16 protein-coding genes are annotated in these 16,309 nt (G+C 69.1%); 12 read left to right on the forward strand and 4 right to left on the reverse strand.

Annotated features, from left to right (window positions below; translation table 11 throughout):
• From ACJMKZ_RS10450 to ACJMKZ_RS10485, 8 genes are all read left to right on the forward strand, one after another.
• Positions 1-258 (forward strand): hypothetical protein (locus tag ACJMKZ_RS10450; protein WP_405233173.1); only part of this gene is annotated, 258 nt, incomplete at its 5' end.
• A gap of 449 nt (positions 259-707) precedes the next feature.
• Positions 708-1,220 (forward strand): C40 family peptidase, encoded by a 513-nt coding sequence (locus tag ACJMKZ_RS10455; RefSeq protein WP_405233174.1) that lies wholly within the window; start codon positions 708-710, stop codon positions 1,218-1,220.
• Positions 1,221-1,248: 28 nt separating this feature from the next.
• Positions 1,249-1,713 (forward strand): nuclear transport factor 2 family protein, encoded by a 465-nt coding sequence (locus ACJMKZ_RS10460; protein ID WP_405233175.1) that lies wholly within the window; start codon positions 1,249-1,251, stop codon positions 1,711-1,713.
• A gap of 135 nt (positions 1,714-1,848) precedes the next feature.
• Positions 1,849-2,070: a hypothetical protein gene (locus tag ACJMKZ_RS10465; RefSeq protein WP_405233176.1), complete on the forward strand. Its 222-nt coding sequence runs from the start codon at positions 1,849-1,851 to the stop codon at positions 2,068-2,070.
• A gap of 162 nt (positions 2,071-2,232) precedes the next feature.
• Positions 2,233-4,710: a bifunctional aspartate kinase/homoserine dehydrogenase I gene (gene thrA / locus ACJMKZ_RS10470; RefSeq protein WP_405233177.1), complete on the forward strand. Its 2,478-nt coding sequence runs from the start codon at positions 2,233-2,235 to the stop codon at positions 4,708-4,710.
• A complete protein-coding gene (locus ACJMKZ_RS10475) occupies positions 4,707-5,666 on the forward strand; it encodes a homoserine kinase (protein ID WP_405233178.1) in 960 nt (319 codons plus the stop codon). The genes thrA and ACJMKZ_RS10475 overlap by 4 nt, the downstream gene beginning before the upstream one ends.
• Positions 5,663-6,976 carry a threonine synthase gene (gene thrC / locus ACJMKZ_RS10480; protein ID WP_405233179.1) on the forward strand — a complete coding sequence of 438 codons (1,314 nt, stop codon included), beginning with the start codon at positions 5,663-5,665 and terminating at the stop codon, positions 6,974-6,976. The genes ACJMKZ_RS10475 and thrC overlap by 4 nt, the downstream gene beginning before the upstream one ends.
• Positions 6,973-7,572 carry a nuclease-related domain-containing protein gene (locus ACJMKZ_RS10485; protein WP_405233180.1) on the forward strand — a complete coding sequence of 200 codons (600 nt, stop codon included), beginning with the start codon at positions 6,973-6,975 and terminating at the stop codon, positions 7,570-7,572. The genes thrC and ACJMKZ_RS10485 overlap by 4 nt, the downstream gene beginning before the upstream one ends.
• Positions 7,573-7,617: 45 nt before the next feature.
• Here ACJMKZ_RS10485 and ACJMKZ_RS10490 read toward each other — a convergent pair whose 3' ends face one another.
• On the reverse strand, positions 7,618-8,427 hold the full coding sequence (locus tag ACJMKZ_RS10490; RefSeq protein ID WP_405233181.1) for a TatD family hydrolase: 810 nt from the start codon (positions 8,425-8,427) through the stop codon (positions 7,618-7,620).
• 209 nt (positions 8,428-8,636) lie between these two features.
• Between ACJMKZ_RS10490 and ACJMKZ_RS10495 the strand changes: the two genes are divergently transcribed.
• The 4 genes from ACJMKZ_RS10495 to ACJMKZ_RS10510 all read left to right on the forward strand — a co-directional run bounded on the left by ACJMKZ_RS10495 (position 8,637) and on the right by ACJMKZ_RS10510 (position 11,745).
• Entirely contained in the window at positions 8,637-9,380 is a 744-nt protein-coding gene (locus ACJMKZ_RS10495; protein WP_405233182.1) for a hypothetical protein, read from the forward strand.
• A 93-nt stretch (positions 9,381-9,473) separates the two neighbouring features.
• Positions 9,474-10,199, forward strand: coding sequence for a DUF4097 family beta strand repeat-containing protein (locus ACJMKZ_RS10500; RefSeq protein WP_405233183.1), 726 nt, complete (start codon positions 9,474-9,476; stop codon positions 10,197-10,199).
• Positions 10,196-10,942 carry a M48 family metallopeptidase gene (locus ACJMKZ_RS10505; RefSeq protein WP_405233184.1) on the forward strand — a complete coding sequence of 249 codons (747 nt, stop codon included), beginning with the start codon at positions 10,196-10,198 and terminating at the stop codon, positions 10,940-10,942. The genes ACJMKZ_RS10500 and ACJMKZ_RS10505 overlap by 4 nt, the downstream gene beginning before the upstream one ends.
• Positions 10,939-11,745 carry an SGNH/GDSL hydrolase family protein gene (locus ACJMKZ_RS10510; protein ID WP_405233185.1) on the forward strand — a complete coding sequence of 269 codons (807 nt, stop codon included), beginning with the start codon at positions 10,939-10,941 and terminating at the stop codon, positions 11,743-11,745. The genes ACJMKZ_RS10505 and ACJMKZ_RS10510 overlap by 4 nt, the downstream gene beginning before the upstream one ends.
• On the opposite strand, the gene ACJMKZ_RS10515 is transcribed toward ACJMKZ_RS10510, so the two are convergent.
• From ACJMKZ_RS10515 to acnA, 3 genes are all read right to left on the reverse strand, one after another.
• Positions 11,736-12,737 carry a DUF2333 family protein gene (locus tag ACJMKZ_RS10515; protein WP_405233186.1) on the reverse strand — a complete coding sequence of 334 codons (1,002 nt, stop codon included), beginning with the start codon at positions 12,735-12,737 and terminating at the stop codon, positions 11,736-11,738. The genes ACJMKZ_RS10510 and ACJMKZ_RS10515 overlap by 10 nt on opposite strands.
• A 19-nt stretch (positions 12,738-12,756) precedes the next feature.
• Positions 12,757-13,476, reverse strand: a complete 720-nt coding sequence (locus ACJMKZ_RS10520) for an SIR2 family NAD-dependent protein deacylase (protein ID WP_405233187.1) — start codon at positions 13,474-13,476, stop codon at positions 12,757-12,759.
• An 80-nt stretch (positions 13,477-13,556) separates the two neighbouring features.
• Entirely contained in the window at positions 13,557-16,241 is a 2,685-nt protein-coding gene (gene acnA / locus ACJMKZ_RS10525; protein ID WP_405233188.1) for an aconitate hydratase AcnA, read from the reverse strand.
• Positions 16,242-16,309 lie beyond the last annotated feature (68 nt).

The raw sequence follows: 16,309 nt of genomic DNA on the forward strand, positions 1-16,309 counted from the left end.
ACTGAAGAGGCGCTGTTTTTCCAAAGTGTGTTTGCAATGCACGAGTCAGCCCAACTGGAAGGGGAAACGTACGAAGCCTACTTGCGCTGGTTTTCATCAGTTGTCGCGACGCCCGGCGGGAAGCATCAGTGGGACGATGCAATCAAACCGATATTTCCGCGCAGGATGATTTCCGCGGTTGAGAAGTACATGGGTCAGGGGCAATTACTGGAACTAACCACGATGTTTCCACCGCACCGGAACTCGGACCTCGACTAGAGACAGAGGACATCACTTCGCAAACAAGGCGTCTGCTTGTGGCCGACTGCGGAAATAAGCGCACCCCGTACTTCGGCAGGCGGCATGTCTGCTTTACCGTTCACACCGGACCATCCAAAAACGAACACCACGTTTCCGCGGAAACGTCTCCTGGAATCCGCTTGAAGTCACACCCGCCGATTGCCTCGGTCCGCCCGAGTCCCGGATGCAGGCGCGCTGTATCCGCATCCGCGGAGGATCGCCATTTCGGCCCCTGTGCCACGGTGCCTGGGAAGCTCACCAGTGTCTCCGGATCGTTATGGCGGTGCGACCGGAGTATCTCGACGATTGACAAAGAAAAGCCTCTGACGGAAGTCCGGGTTCCAGCGCGTGAACTGAGACTGCCGTCACTCGCCATGGCATCGTCATCCGGGTATTCTGAATCGCCCGCGTACCGGAGGCAGCTCATCTTGCGAAGAATCGGGCAGATCGGATCGAGTGCCGCGCCGGCGATGGCTCTGGCGAGCGTTCTTGCGCTCGGCGGTTGCGCCTGGCAACCGGTGGAACTACCGCCCGACCATGTCGAAACCAATCCGCGTCCGGTCTCACAGCAGGCCACGGTGGGCGACCGTGCCGCGGCGATCGCGCTTCAGCAGGTGGGAACCCCGTACCGCTACGGCGGGCAGACACCCGCGGGCTTCGACTGCAGCGGGCTCGTCCATTACGCATACGGACAGGTGGGCAGGTCGGTGCCACGCACGACGGGTGCGCTGTGGTCGAGAGCGCGGCCGGTATCGCGCGATGAGCTCCGCGCCGGTGATCTGCTGTTCTTCTCGATCGACGGCAAGATGCAGCATGTGGGGCTTTACGTCGGCGAGGGGCGCTTCGCGCATGCGCCGTCATCCGGGCGGACGGTCGAGGTCGAGTCGCTGTCGGCGGATTTCTACCGGCAGGCGTTTCTGCGCGGCGGGCGACTGCATTAGCCGGGCTCCTGCTTCGGGGAGGGAGAGCGTGGGAACAGCCGAGAACAAGCAGGTGGTTCTGGACTTCTACGAGGCCGGAGCGCGAGGCGATATGGACGCCTGTTTCGCGCTGGTGGCCGATGACGTGACGTGGACGAACATCGGGTCCACGAAGTTCTCCGGGACGTATAAGGGCAAGCAGGCCCTCCTCGACAACCTCGTCGGGTCCTTGTTCGGGCAACTGAAGGCCGGGATCTCCTCGCAGGTCGAGCACGTGGTCGCCGAAGCCGACACGGTGGTCGCGCAGACCCGTGGCACGGCGGAGACTCACGACGGGACTCCCTACAACAACACCTACTGTCAGGTCTTCCGGATCCGCGACGGCCGGATCGCGGCGGTGACGGAGTACATGGACACGGCCCTGATCGATGCCGTGTTCGGCGCGGCCTGGCGACGGCCTAGCGACGGCCCAGGGATGGTCCAGGGATGGTCCAGGGACGGTAGGCGTGAGTGATGAGCCTTGTGTTAGGGTTGGGCCGAAGCCCCGCGCGACCCGAACAAGACAGCCATCAGCCAGAAAGAAAAGAAACCCGACCAGCCCGCCTGCCTCGAATGCGGCCACCCCTTCACCACCGGTGAACTCGCCGCCATGACGGCATCGGAGGAGTCCCGCGACCTCTGCGTGGTCGACTGCTCGGCCTGCGGCGCCCACAACATCGCCCGCGCCGAGCCCCAGGGCGGCTTCAACCGCCAGCCGCGGCTCGTCGTCCTGCGCACCGCCGAGCACAAGCCGGAAGCGCCGGATGTCTTCGAGGAGACCGTTGAGCCCGGCGTGGACGTGCACCCGGTCACCCGGGGCGAGTCGGACTGACGCGGCGCCTGCCGCGCGACGGTTGCGCCTGATACCTTCAGGGCGCGACGAAAGCCCCTCAATGCCGCTATCATTACGCACTTTTTGACCGTAGGAGGGCCTTCAGGCCCGATTTCGTGATCGGGGCTTAAGCCCCTCCTACCCTAGGACGGACTGAATCCCGTGGAACGCGCGCGCTGGAAAATCCACAAGTTCGGCGGTAGCAGCCTGGCGGATGCCGAGTGCTTCCGTCGGGTCGCCGAAATCCTGAAACGACAGCCCACCCGCCCGCTGGGCGTGGTGGTCTCGGCCATGCGGGGCATGACGGATACGCTGCTGGCTCTCGTGGAGGGGGCCCAGCGGGGCACCACCGATCACGATCAGGTGCTCGGGCCGCTACGCGAGCGCTACGCGGAAGCGGCAGAGGCGTTGCTCTCGCCCGAGAACCGGGCGCCCGTGCTGGCAGCCTGGGAGAAGGATGCGAGCGACCTAGGCGACCTGCTGCGGGCCATCGCGCTGGTGCGCAGCGCCGACCAGCGCAGCCGGGACGTGGCCGCCGGGTTCGGCGAGCTGTGGTCCGCCAGGCTGCTGGCCGCCTTCCTGGATCAGGAGTTCGACGGCGCGGCCGTGGACTGGCTGGATGCGCGCCGCGCCCTGACCGTGCATCAGACCGAACTCGGCCCGAGCGTGATCTGGGACGTCTCGCGGCGGCGCACCGCGGCAGCGGTACCGCCGGAGACACCGGAGGTGCTGGTGATCACCGGCTTCATCGCCGAGGACGAGCAGGGCCTGCAGACAACGCTGGGCCGCAACGGCAGCGACTTCTCGGCGGCCATCTTTGCGGTGCTGCTGGACGCGGACGAGCTCAGCATCTGGACCGACGTCGACGGCGTCATGAGCGGGGACCCGAACCGGGTGCCCGAGGCCAAGGTCATCGACACGCTGTCCTACAACGAGGCGATGGAACTCGCCTATTTCGGCGCCAAGGTCATCCATCCCCAGACCATGGGGCCGGCGGTCGCCAACAGCATCCCCATCCTGATCCGCAATACCTTTGCGCCCGATCATCCGGGCACCCGGGTGGTGGCCACCTCCGGCGGCGAGGACAAGATCAAGGGCATCACGGCCATCGACGGCGTGGCGCTGGTGAACGTGGAGGGCGCGGGGATGATCGGCGTGCCCGGCACCGCGGACCGTATCTTCGGCGCCCTGCGGGAGGCGGACGTCTCGGTGATCCTCATCTCCCAGGCCAGTTCGGAACACTCCATCTGCTTCGCGGTGCCCGAGCTGCTGGCGGATACTGCCCGGGAGGTGGTGTCGGACGCTTTCGCCGAGGAACTCGAGAGCGGCCAGATCCAGCGCGTGGAGGTGACGCCGTCCTGCAGCATCCTGGCGGTGGTGGGCGACGGCATGTCCGGCACGCCGGGCGTAGCGGGCCGCTTCCTGAACACGCTCGGCCGGGCGGGCATCAACGTGAGCGCCATCGCCCAGGGCTCCTCGGAGCGCAACATCTCGGCGGTGGTGCGCCAGGAGGACTCGACCCGTGCACTTCGCGCCGTGCACTCCGGCTTCTACCTCTCGGCCAAGACCATCTCCATCGGCATCATCGGACCGGGCATGGTGGGCTCCACGCTGCTCGCGCAGATCGCCGAGCAGGCGGGTCGGCTGCGCGAGCAGTTCAACCTGGATCTGCGGATCCGGGCGATCGCGACCTCGTCGAAGATGCTGCTGGACGAGCGGCGCATCGACCTGACCGACTGGCAGTCGGCGCTGGCGGAGCACGGCGAGGACACGGATCTGGATCGGCTGGCCGACCACATCCATGCCGATCACCTGCCGCACTCCGTGTTGATCGACTGCACTGCCAGCGACAAGGTGGCGGCGCGCTACGCGCAGTGGTTGCGCCGTGGCATCCACGTGGTGACGCCCAACAAGAAGGCGTTCAGCGTCGGGTACGACTACTACCGGGAGCTGCAGGAGGCGGCCCGGGAAGGCAGCTCGCACTATTTCTACGAGACCACGGTGGGGGCGGCGCTGCCCGTCATCCAGGCGCTGCGGGACCTGCGCGAGACCGGCGACCGCATCGATCACGTGGAAGGCATCTTCTCCGGCACGCTGGCCTATCTCTTCAACACCTTCGACGGCAGCCGGCCGTTCTCCGATATCGTCGCCGAGGCGCGGGCCAGCGGCTACACGGAGCCGGATCCCCGCGACGACCTGTCCGGCATGGACGTGGCGCGCAAGGTGATCATACTGGCCCGTGAGATGGGGCTCGCGCTCGACGTCTCCGAACTCGACATCCGCAGCCTGGTGCCGGCGGAGCTCGAGTCGGGCTCGGTGGAGGACTTCCTGCGCGAGCTGCCGAAGTTCGACGACGAGATGCAGCGCCTGTTCGACGAGGCCCGTGAGAGCGGCAAGGTGCTTCGCTACGTCGGCAGGCTGGACCGGGACGGTCACGCGAGCGTGGATCTCGTGCAGCTGGACCGCAGCCACCCGTTCGCCAACATCAACCTGACGGATAACGTGGTGCAGTTCGTGAGCGAGCGCTATTCGGCGAACCCGCTGGTGATCCAGGGACCCGGCGCGGGGCCCGCGGTCACCGCCGCAGGCATCTTCGCGGATCTCCTGCGTCTGACGGCCTACGTGGGCGGCGAGGAATGAGCGGGCCGGTCTCGCAGGTGACGGCGTTCGCGCCGGCCTCGGTCGGCAACGTCGGGGTGGGTTTCGATCTGCTCGGCCTCGCGGCGGCGCAGGTGGGCGACCGGGTGACCGCCCGGCGGACGGACGGCAACGGGGTGACAATCGCCGAGATCACGGCGACCCCGCTGGCCGCCGGGGCCGAGGCGCTGTCCCGGGAGGCGGCCGAGAACACCGCCGGCATCGCGGCGGCCGCGTTGTGGCGGGAATTCGGCCCGGACGGCGGCGTGGAACTCGGCATCGAGAAGGGCATCCCGCTCGGCTCCGGGATGGGCAGCTCGGCGGCGTCCGCCGTGGCGGCCGCCGTGGCCGTGAACGGACTGCTGGATGAGCCCCTGGGGCACGCGGAACTGCTGCGCTATGCGCTGGAGGGCGAGCGCTACGCGAGCAAGGCGCTGCACGCGGACAACGTAGCGCCGAGCCTGTTCGGCGGGCTGGTCCTGTGCCCCGCGCGTCTGCTGCCCAGGGTGATCCAGCTGCCCGTACCTGCGGGCGTGGTGTGCGTGCTGGTGCACCCGGACCTGACCGTGCACACGGCGGATTCGCGCCGCTCGCTCGGCGCCGAGTGTCTGCTGCGCAGCGCCGTCGAGCAGAACGGCTGCCTGGCCGGCTTCCTTGCGGGCTGCTACAACGACGACGTGGACCTGATCGCCCATTGCCTGCGCGACATCCTGATCGAGCCCCAGCGTGCCGTGGCGGTGCCCGGCTTCGAGTCGGTGAAGGCCGCGGCGTTCGCGGCCGGCGCTCTGGGCGGTTCGCTGTCCGGCAGCGGGCCCAGCGTCTTCGCCTGGGCTCGCGAGGGCGACGGCGAGGCCGTGCGCGAGGCGATGGTGGCCGCATTCGCCGATGCCGGCATCGAAGCGCAGTCCTGGGTGAACCCGCTGGATGCGCCCGGGGCTTTCGTGGAATACACGGAATGAGATTCAGGAGCACGCGATCCGGGGGCTCGGCCGGTCTCGTCGCCGCACTGGTCGCGGGCCTGGCCCCCGACGGCGGCCTCTATGTGCCCGAGACGCTGCCCGCGTTCTCGCCGGAGGATTTCGACGGCGCGGAGACGCCGGCGCAGGTCGGGGAAATCCTGCTCGCGCCGTTTTTCGCGGGTTCGGCGCTGGCCGGCGCCCTGCCGGACGTGCTCGGGGAGACATTCGGCTTCGACGTGCCGCTGCGCTCGGTGGACGCCGCCCCGACGCCGCTGTCGGTGCTGGAGCTGTTCCACGGGCCCACGGCGGCATTCAAGGACGTCGGCGCCCGTTTCCTGGCCGCCTGCCTGCAGCGCATCGAGGCCGAGCAGTGCGCCGACGAGCGCCCGGTCACAATCCTGGTGGCCACGTCCGGCGACACCGGCGGCGCGGTCGCGGCCGCTTTCCATCGCCGCCCCGGGTTTCGCGTGGTGGTGCTGTTCCCGCTCGGCATGGTCTCTCCCCGGCAGCAGCAGCAGCTGACCTGCTGGGGCGACAACGTGGTCTCCGTGGCCGTGCGCGGCACCTTCGACGACTGCCAGCGGCTGGTGAAGGGCGCATTCGCCGACGCGGAACTAGGCGAGCGTCATCGTTTCAGCTCGGCCAACAGCATCAACATCGGCCGCCTGCTGCCCCAGACCGTCTACTACGCCCACGCGGCGCTGGCCCACTGGCGAGAGCGTGGCGAGGCCTCGTCGGTCATCGTGCCCACGGGCAACCTGGGCAACGGCCTGGCCGCCGTGATGGCGCGCGCCATGGGCCTGCCCCTCGGTGACGTCGTCTTCGCCACGAACGCCAACCGGACCATCGCCGATTACCTGGAGGAGGGCGAGTACCGGCCGCGGGCGAGCGTGCGCACGCTCGCCTCCGCGATGGACGTGGGCGACCCGAGCAATATGGAGCGGCTGCGAAACCTGTTCGGCGAGGCCGATCGGCTGCGTGGCAGCGTGGAGGCCCGGGTGGTGGAAGACGACGTGATCCGGGAGCAGATCCGCCGGGACTACGAGCATTACGGTCTCATCGAGTGCCCCCACACCGCCACGGCGATGCACGTGTGGGAGACCCTGCCGGCCGAGCGGCGGACAGGGCGGCACTGGATAGCGGTGGCCACGGCCCATGCAGCCAAGTTCCCCGAGGTGGTCGAGCCCCTCATCGGCACGACCGTGCCGGTGCCGGAGGCGCTGGCCGACCTGCTGGCGCTGCCGGCGCACTACGAGGAGATCGAGCCGGCGCTTCCCGCCTTGGGGCGGACGCTCGAGGGGGACGGATGACCGAGGTGATCGACAACCTGCCGCCGTGGGCCCTCTGGGCCGTATTCGCAGCCGCCGCCGCCCTGCTGTTGGCGCTGCTCGTCCTGCTGGTCGTGCGCCGCCGCCGGGCGCATTCCACGGCCGGGCAGCTCGCAAGTATCAGCCACGAGATGCTGACGGACATCATCGTGCCGAAGGCGGACGACGGCGAGATCCAGATCGGCTATGCGCTGCTCACGGGCCGCGGCGTCCTGGTCGTCGAGACCAAGGAGGTGGCCGGCGTGGTCTTCGCCAGCGACCGCATGGACGATTGGACGGTGATGGCCGGCGACCGCCGCTATACCTTCGCCAACCCACAGCCCACGCTCTACGACCGCATCGCCGCTGTCGCACAGGTGCTGGGCGACGTGCCCGTGGAGGGCGTGGTGGTATTCCCGGACGCGGCGGACTTCAGCAAGGGGCGGCCGCGGCATGTCACGACCCTGGCCGGGCTGCTGGCGGACTATCCGCGGGTGGACCGCAACCGGGAGCGAAGCGAGGTGGCGGCGTTCATGCCTCATTGGGATCGCTTGCGCCAGGAAGCCGTCAGCGCCCGGGTGGGGCGACTCGCCGACTGAGTTCGGCCGGGAGCGCTCCGCCGCAGAGCCGGATGCCGGCGTCGCTCAGTCGTCGTCCCCCGGCAGGCCGAAGAAATGCTCCGCATTCGCCGTCGTCTGGCGGGCGAGTTCCTCCGGCGAGACCGCGCGGGCCTCGGCCACTGTCTCCAGCACCCAGGGCAGCCAGGCCGGCTCGTTGCGCCGGGTCTTCGGCCGCGGACGGATGGTGCGAGGCAGCAGGTAGGGGGCGTCGGTCTCCAGCAGCAGCTTGTCGGCCGGGATGCGGGGCACGAGTTCCCGCAGGTGCAGCCCGCGACGCTCGTCGCAGATCCAGCCCGTGATGCCGATGTAGAGCCCCAGCTCCAGGTAGGCGTCCAGCTCCTCCTCGCCCGCGGTGAAGCAGTGGGCCACGGCGCGGGACAGATCCGGCAGCCGCGGGGTCAGCACCTCCAGGAAGTCCTCGTGGGCGTCGCGCTGGTGCAGGAAGACGGGGAGGCGGGCACGGGCCGCGACCTCCAGCTGTTCGGCAAATGCGCGCCGCTGGTTCTCGTGGGAGGAGTAGTTGCGGAAGTAGTCGAGGCCGCACTCGCCCATGGAGACGACCCCCGGCCGGGCCGTGACGGCGAGCAGGGCGTCGCGCACGCTGTCGTCCCAGTCGTCGGCGTGGTGGGGATGCATGCCGGCGGTGGCGAACAGCCGGCCCGGCCAGGCCGCGGCCAGGTCGGCGGCGCGCTCGCTGCTCTCCACGCTGCTGCCCGTCACGACGATGCGGCGCACGCCGGCCGCGGCCGCCCGCTCGAGCACTGCCTCGCGGTCGTCGTCGAAGCTGTCGTGGGCGAGATTCGCGCCGATGTCGATCAGATCGTGCTGGTCCATGGTCCGCCTCGCTGCCGGTGGAGGCACACCCTAATGGCAGGCCTGCCGACAGACAAGTCGGCGCGGCCGTAGTCTTGGGTCGCGGCGGGCGGTGCTCCGGGAAAGTGACCTGGCGCACAGGACGGAGCTGCGATCCGGGTTAGGCTTCCCTGATGGCGATCCCGACTTTCAGACGGCATCTGGCTCGGCATCTGACTCGGCACCTGACGATGGTCCTTGCCGTCGCCGGGCTGGTCCTGACCACCCCGGCGCAGTCGGCCGTGGACATGGACGAGCTGTCCGACCTGGCCGCGCGCATCCAGTTCGCCGTGTTCGAGACGGACTTCGACACCCTCGATCGGCTCGCGGCGGAACTCGCGGACGAGCGCGCCCGCAGCGACCTGAAGCCGCTGCTGCACTACCAGGCGGCCTATGCGGCCTACAGGGCGGGCGAACTGGCCCCGCAGGCGGGGCGGGCGGACAGCCCCTACCTGGAGCGCTGCGAGCAGCAGGCCCTGGCCGCGGCAGAAGAAGCGGAGGAGGAATTCGCCGACGCACTGGCGCTGGCGGGTGCCTGCGCCGCCCTGGACGCCTCCCGTAACCTGACGGCGCTGCTCTCGGCGACGCGGGCGCGCCGCCACCTGCGTGCCGCCCGGGAGCTCGAGCCCGACAATCCCCGCGTCCTGCTGCTTGCGGCGGTCAGCCTGATGCGCCAGCCGTCGCTGGCGGAGGGCTGGGGCACGCCGGCGCAATTGCTCGATCGTGCGGCCGAGCGCTACGCCTCGGCCCTGCCGCCCGCCCGGGGCAGACCGGACTGGGGTGAGGCCGAGACGGGGGCCGTCCGGGCCGAGCTGTCCATGGCGGCCGGAGAGGTGCTGGCCGCCCGCGATGCCGCGGAGCACGCGCTCATGCTGGCGCCGGATTACCGCCGCGCCCGGGCCGTGCTCGAGAAACTGAGCGCATTCGCCAGATAACCCGCCCGAAAGGGCACTCCCGCGTCTTGACGCCCGCGCGGACTTGCCGCAGGGTTTCTTCCTTTCCCGTTTGCCGGGGCTGGGGAGAGAATCATGCAGACACGCTTTTTCCGTTCGGCGCCGGGTCGTTGCGTCCTGGCCCTGCTGCTGGCCCTGTCCGTGGGCGGGTGCGAGGTGGGGGTCAACAAGGATGTCGCGATTCCCGGCGGCGAGCGCAGCTCCGGCGCGGCGGTGATCAACGGCCGTATCGACGTGGGCCCGGGCGCCGAGGTGAGCGGCGAGCTGTCCACGGTGAACGGCCGTGTGAACGTGGATCGTGACGCCGCCGTCGCCGGCATCAATACGGTAAACGGTGCGGTCACCCTCGGTCCCGGTGCCAGCGCCCGCAGCATCAATACGGTCAACGGCGACGTCACACTCGGTGAGTCGGCCCGGGTCGAGCGGGCGGTCGAACTCGTGAACGGCGATATCCGGCTCGGCGTCGGCGCCGAAGTGGGTGGTGACGTCGGCGCCGTCAGCGGCAGCATACGCCTGCGTGATGCGCGGGTGGGCGGCGACGTCACCACCGTGTCGGCCAACCTCACTCTCAGCGGCAGCAGCGTGATCGCGGGTAATCTGCGGGTCGACAGCGGGGGCGGTATGGGCGCCGGTGTACCGCGCATCGTCATCGGGCCGGGCAGCCGGGTGGAGGGCGTGCTGGAATTCGAGGACGAAGCGGAAGTCTACGTGAGCGAGGAAGCCGAGTTAGGGGGTGTGCAAGGCGTGCTCGGCGAGGAGGATATCGTCCGTTTCGCGGGGCCGGAGCCCGCGCTGCAGTGAAGCCGGACCAGCTGTCGCTGTTCTCCCGGCCGGCGCCGTCGGCCCCGGCCGACGATTTCGTCGTGCGCGAGAGCGCCCGGGCCCGGCGCATGTCCATCAAGGTCTTCCCGCGCGGGCGGGTGGAGGTGGTGACGCCTCGCCGTGCGAGGCCCAGGGACGTGGAAGCGTTCGTGCGCGAAAATCGTGCCTGGATCGACCGGGCACGCGCGGAGTTCGCCGTGCGCTACCCGGCCGAGGACCCGGCGCCGCCGGAAGAGATCCGCCTGCCGGCGCTGGATACGACCTGGCCGGTGCACTACCGGGCGCGTGAGGGGCGTACCGTGCGCTGCCGGGACCTTGGCAATCGCCTCGTGCTGAGCGGTCCGGTGGCCGACGACGCCCTGGTGGTGGATGCCCTGCGGCGATGGCTGGCAGGGCGCGCCCGCGACCACCTGGGCCGCCAGCTGGAGCAGCTCTCGGCCATCACGGGGCTGGGCTACAGCCGCCTGCAGATCCGTGCCCAGCGCACCTGCTGGGGCAGCCATTCCGGCCGCGGCACGATCAGCCTGAACTACTGCCTGCTGTTCCTGCGCCCGGAGCTGGTGCGCTACCTGCTGATCCACGAGCTCTGCCACGCCCGGCACATGAATCACTCGCGGCGATTCTGGCAGCTGGTCGGCCGACTGGAGCCCGACTACCGGCGTCTGGACCGGGAGCTCGGCCAGGCCTGGACCCAGGTGCCCGTCTGGCTGGGGCTGTATTGAGGCGAGGCAGCCGGCGCCATCATCTGCTCCGCTTCTGGACGGGGCTGCCGCTGATCGCGCCGATCGCGGTCGGGCAGGGGCTCTGGACCCGGCGTAACGCGGTCCGGCTGCCGCCGGTGCTCGACGATACGGCCGCCGGCGTCCAGCCCGACGCTGGCTCCGGCGATGCCTCCGGTGATAATTCCGATGGCGAGACGCCCCTGCGCCTGCTGGTGGTCGGCGAGTCCACCGCCGTGGGCGTTGGCGCCACCCGGCCGGAGGCGGCCCTGGCGCCCCGGCTGGCGGATGCCCTGCACCGGGAGCGGGGCCGGCCGGTGCGGTGGCAGGTGGTGGGGGAAAACGGCATCCGCGCGGCGGGCCTCGCGGAGAAGTTGCGCCGGCACCGCGACCTGCTGGCCGCCGACGTCGCCGTGGTCCTGCTCGGCGCCAACGACATCAGCGGCCTGAGCAGCGTCCCGCGCTGGCAGCGGGACCTGGGATCGGTGCTGTCGCTGCTCGGCGAGCGCTGCGAGCGGATCTTCGTGGCACCCGTGCCGCCGTTCCACCTGTTCCGGCTGCTGCCGTATCCGCTGCGCTGGCTGCTGGGCCATCGCGGGCTGGCCCTGTGCGACGCCCGGCGGGCTCTGGCCCGGCCGGGCCGCGTGATCGTAATGGAGGGCGAGTTCCCCAGGGAGCGCCGCTATCTGGCCACCGACGGCTACCATCCGTCCGACGTGGCCTATGAGACCTGGGCGAATCAGATCGCGGAAGTGATCAAAAACAAACCGTTGGACGGTATTGTTGAAGTACTGCCTCAGCCCTGATCGAGGAGGTCCCTGAGATCGATCACGGCGGCGTTGGCCCGCGAGAGGTACGAGGCCATCACCAGCGAATGGTTGGCGAAGATGCCGAAGCCGCCGCCGTTCAGCACCATCGGGCTGCGCATCGGCGCCAGGCTCGCCTCCAGTTCGCGGATGATCTGGCGCAGGCTCACGGTGGCGTTCTTGTCGTCCAGCACGTCGCCGAAGTCGATCTGCGCGGCCCGCAGGAAATGGATCAGCGCCCAGGCGTTGCCGCGGGCCTCGAAGAACACGTCGTCGAGTTCCAGCCAGGGCGTCTTCACGATGACCTCGTCGCCGCCGCCCGGGCTCACGGCCGCCGCGGGTTCGCCGGCGGTGTCGGTGTTGACCCGACTCTGGCCGACGCTGGCAGTGAGGCGCTGGGACAGACTGCCGAGACGTTTCTCGATCTGGGCCAGCCACTCGCGCAGGTTGTCGGCGCGGGCGAAGAAACGGGCCTCGGGCGTTGCCGCGCCGGTGAGCCGGTCGCGGTAGCTCGAGAAACCGGCGATGGCCTCCCGGTACTGGCTCTCGGTGGTGGGGAGTATCCAGGAGTTGTTGTCGAAGAAGAACTTCGGCTCCGCCACGGCCAGGTCAGGGTCCTCGGTGGACTGGGACTGGGAGCGGCTGTAGTCGTTGCGCATCACCCGCGCCAGGTCCCGCACCTGGGTGAGCACGCCGAATTCCCAGTTGGGGATGTTGTCCAGGAACACGCTCGGCGGCGCGACGTCGTTGGTCATATAGCCGCCGGGCTTCTCCAGCAGTGTCTCGGCCACGCGGATCAGCGTGTCCGCCGTGGCATAGCCCACCGGCGCCGGCTCGCCGTCGATCTCGGCATTCACCCACAAGAGATCGGGCGTGCGCGACCAGTACCAGGACAGCCCCAGCATGAGCACGAGGACCATGCCGAGGACGATCAGTCCGGCGTTGCGCGCACCGGCCGGCAGGTTGCCGGGCTTCAGTTTCTCCAGGACCATTGACGCTTCCCTTGTTCCTTCAGTGCTCGTGTTCCGCTTGCTGCAGTGATTCGACCACGGCGGGCAGAACGGTTCCCGCCGGCCCCGAGATTACATGATCCGCGGCACGGGTGAGCGGCGTCGGGTTCGGGTTGATCTCGACCACCGGCACGCCGGCCTCCAGCGCCTGCTCGGCGAGGCCCGCTGCCGGGTAGACCAGCGACGAGGTCCCCACGGAAAAGAACAGATCGCAGTCGGCCACCGCCGCGAACGCCCGATCCAGCGCGTCCTCGGGGATGGCTTCGCCGAACCAGACGACCGCGGGGCGCAGTCCGGCGCCGCAGTCGGGGCAGGACGGCGGTGCGCTCGCCTCGTCGCCGCCATTGCCAGCGTACCGGCCCTCGCCGCGAAAGCCGCAGCCCGGGGCGGAGCAGATATCCGTCAGCAGGTTGCCGTGGAACTCCACCACGTCGCTGCTGCCCGCCCGCTGATGCAGGCCGTCCACGTTCTGGGTGACCAGGGTCAGCCGGGGCAGCAGTGTCTCGAGTTCCGCCAGCGCGTAGTGCGCAGGGTTCGGTTCCACCTCATGCACAAGGCGGCGGCGCCACTGGTACCACTGCCAGACCAGCGCGGGGTCGGCGGCAAAGGCCTCCGGCGTGGCGAGCTGCATGGGATCGTAGCGCTCCCACAGCCCCGTCATCGCGTCGCGGAAAGTCGGCACGCCGCTCTCGGCGGAGACGCCGGAGCCGCACAGCACCATGAGGTGGCGCGAGTCCCGCAGCGCCCGGATGAGCGCTGCGGGGATCTGTACGGGGAACGCGCCGATCGCTATCAGGCCGATCAGGCCGCCTTCGGGCTGCCGGCGAGCTGGCGCAGGACGTAGTGCAGGATGCCGCCGTGGGCGTAGTAGTCCTGCTCCTTCGGCGTGTCGATGCGCACGATGGCCTCGAACTCGATCGGCCCGCCCTTGGCCGGCGTGGCGGTGACCTTCACCGTCTTGCCGGAACGCCCGGCCAGCCCGGTGATGTCGTAGGTCTCGGTGCCGTCGAGGCCGAGGCTCTCCGCGTTCTCACCGTCCCTGAACTGCAGGGGCAGCACGCCCATGCCGATCAGATTGGAGCGGTGGATGCGCTCGAAGCTCTCGGCGATGACGGCCTTCACGCCCAGCAGCAGGGTGCCCTTGGCCGCCCAGTCACGAGAGGAGCCGGTGCCGTATTCCTTGCCGGCGATGACCACCAGCGGCACGCCGTCTTCCCGATAGCGCAGGGAGGCGTCGTAGATGCTCATCTGGTCGCCGGAGGGCTGATGACGGGTCCAGCCGCCCTCGGTGCCGGGTGCGAGCCTGTTGCGCAGCCGGATGTTGGCGAAGGTGCCGCGCATCATCACCTCGTGATTGCCGCGGCGCGAGCCGTAGGAGTTGAAGTCCTTGGGTTCCACGCCCTGCGCCTGCAGGTATTCGGCCGCCGGGCTGTCCTTGGCGATGCTGCCGGCCGGCGAGATGTGGTCGGTGGTGACCGAGTCGCCGAGCAGGGCCAGCACCCGGGCGCCGCCGATGTCGGCGATATCGGCGGGCTCGGCGCTCATGCCCTCGAAGTAGGGTGGGTTCTTCACGTAGGTGGAATCCTCATCCCAGGTGTAGATCTCGCCCTCCGGCACGTCCAGCCCGTTCCAGTTCTCGTCGCCGGCAAAGACCTCCGCGTAGCTCGAGCGGAACATCTCGGAGTCGATGTTCTGCAGGATCATCTCGTGAATCTCCTTCTGGGACGGCCAGATGTCCTTCAGGTAGACCGGCTTGCCGTCGGCGTCCTCGCCGATGGGATCCGCGTAGATGTCCACGTCCATGGTGCCGGCGATCGCGTAGGCGACCACCAGCGGCGGCGAGGCGAGGAAGTTCATCTTCACCAGCGGGTGGATGCGGCCCTCGAAGTTGCGGTTGCCGGAAAGCACGCTGCAGCCGACCAGGCCCGAGGACTCGACGGCCTCGTGTATCTCGTCCTTCAGCGGACCGGAGTTGCCGATGCAGGTGGTGCAGCCGTAGCCCACCAGATAGAAGCCCAGCGCGTCCAGGTCGTCCATCAGCTCGCACTTCTCCAGGTAGTCGGTGACCACCTTGGAACCGGGGGCGAGGCTGGTCTTGACCCAGGGCTTCACCGTCAGGCCGCGCTCGCGGGCGTTGCGGGCCAGCAGGCCGGCGCCCACCATGACCGCCGGGTTGGACGTGTTGGTGCAGCTGGTGATGGCGGCGATCAGCACGGCGCCGTCGCGCATCTCGAACTCCTCGCCCTCCATCTTCACCTTCGCCTCGCCGCTGCCCTTGTCGCCGCGCTCTTCGACCATCGGGCCGAGGACCTCGCGGTAACGGGTCTGCGCGTTCTTCAGCGGGATGCGGTCCTGGGGCCGCTTCGGGCCGGCCAGGCTGGGCACCACGTCGCCCAGGTCCAGTTCGAGCACGTCGGTGTAATAGCCGTCCGGCTCGCCTTCCTCGCGCCACAGACCCTGTTCCTTCGCGTAGGCCTCGATCATCTCGATGTGGGCCGGGTCTCGGCCGGACAGTTCGAGGTAGCGCACGGTCTCGCCGTCGATCGGGAAGATGGCGCAGGTGGAACCGAATTCGGGCGACATGTTGCCGATGGTGGCGCGGTCGGCGAGCGGCAGGTGGGCGAGGCCGTCGCCGAAGAACTCGACGAATTTGCCGACGACACCCTTCTCGCGAAGCATCTCGGTCACCGTCAGCACCAGGTCCGTGGCGGTGGTGCCCTCGGGCAGGCGGCCGGACAGCTTGAAGCCGATCACCTGCGGGATGAGCATGGTGATGGGCTGGCCGAGCATGGCCGCCTCGGCCTCGATGCCGCCGACGCCCCAGCCGAGCACGCCCAGGCCGTTGACCATCGTGGTGTGGGAGTCGGTGCCCACCAGCGTGTCCGGGTAGGCGGAGAGCTTGCCGTCGGCCTCCTTCTCGAAGACCACCCGGGCCAGGTACTCCAGGTTCACCTGGTGGACGATGCCCGTGTTCGGCGGCACCACCTTGAAGTTGTCGAAGGCGCTCTGGCCCCAGCGCAGGAAGGAGTAACGCTCCTTGTTGCGCTGGAACTCGATCTTGTTGTTCAGGTCCAGCGCGTTCGCGGTGCCGTAGCGGTCCACCTGCACGGAGTGGTCGATCACCAGCTCCGCGGGCGACAGCGGGTTGATGTCCGCGGCCTTGCCACCCAGGTCGACCACCGCGTCGCGCATGGCGGCGAGGTCCACCACCGCCGGCACGCCGGTGAAGTCCTGCAGGATCACGCGGCTCGGGGTAAAGGAGATCTCCTGGCTGGGCTCGGCCTTCGGGTCCCAGTTGGCCAGCGCCCGGATGTCCTCTGCGGTAACGTCACGGCCGTCTTCGTGTCGCAGCAGATTCTCGAGCAGGATCTTGAGCGAGTAGGGGAGTCTGGCGACGTGCCCTTCGCTGACGGCGTCGAGCCTGAAGATCTCGTATTGCTTGCCGCCGACCTCGAGCGTCGAACGAGCGCCGAAGCTGTCCTTCATAAATCCTCCGGTGTGTGCAACAGGGCCGTGTGACGGGCAGCCGGTTGGAAAGTGGTTGATCCAGAGCC

It is taken from the genome of Lentisalinibacter salinarum, from assembly GCF_040706555.1.
Taxonomy (GTDB): domain Bacteria; phylum Pseudomonadota; class Gammaproteobacteria; order Steroidobacterales; family Woeseiaceae; genus Lentisalinibacter; species Lentisalinibacter salinarum.

Coding starts and splice junctions, on each gene's coding strand:
- ACJMKZ_RS10500 (WP_405233183.1), top strand. CDS start 9,474: ATGCAGACACGCTTTTTCCGTTCGGCGCCGGGTCGTTGCGTCCTGGCC.
- ACJMKZ_RS10475 (WP_405233178.1), top strand. CDS start 4,707: ATGAGCGGGCCGGTCTCGCAGGTGACGGCGTTCGCGCCGGCCTCGGTC.
- ACJMKZ_RS10495 (WP_405233182.1), top strand. CDS start 8,637: ATGGTCCTTGCCGTCGCCGGGCTGGTCCTGACCACCCCGGCGCAGTCG.
- ACJMKZ_RS10490 (WP_405233181.1), bottom strand. CDS start 8,427: ATGGACCAGCACGATCTGATCGACATCGGCGCGAATCTCGCCCACGAC.
- thrC (WP_405233179.1), top strand. CDS start 5,663: ATGAGATTCAGGAGCACGCGATCCGGGGGCTCGGCCGGTCTCGTCGCC.
- acnA (WP_405233188.1), bottom strand. CDS start 16,241: ATGAAGGACAGCTTCGGCGCTCGTTCGACGCTCGAGGTCGGCGGCAAG.
- ACJMKZ_RS10520 (WP_405233187.1), bottom strand. CDS start 13,476: ATGGTGCTGTGCGGCTCCGGCGTCTCCGCCGAGAGCGGCGTGCCGACT.
- ACJMKZ_RS10515 (WP_405233186.1), bottom strand. CDS start 12,737: ATGGTCCTGGAGAAACTGAAGCCCGGCAACCTGCCGGCCGGTGCGCGC.
- ACJMKZ_RS10485 (WP_405233180.1), top strand. CDS start 6,973: ATGACCGAGGTGATCGACAACCTGCCGCCGTGGGCCCTCTGGGCCGTA.
- ACJMKZ_RS10465 (WP_405233176.1), top strand. CDS start 1,849: ATGACGGCATCGGAGGAGTCCCGCGACCTCTGCGTGGTCGACTGCTCG.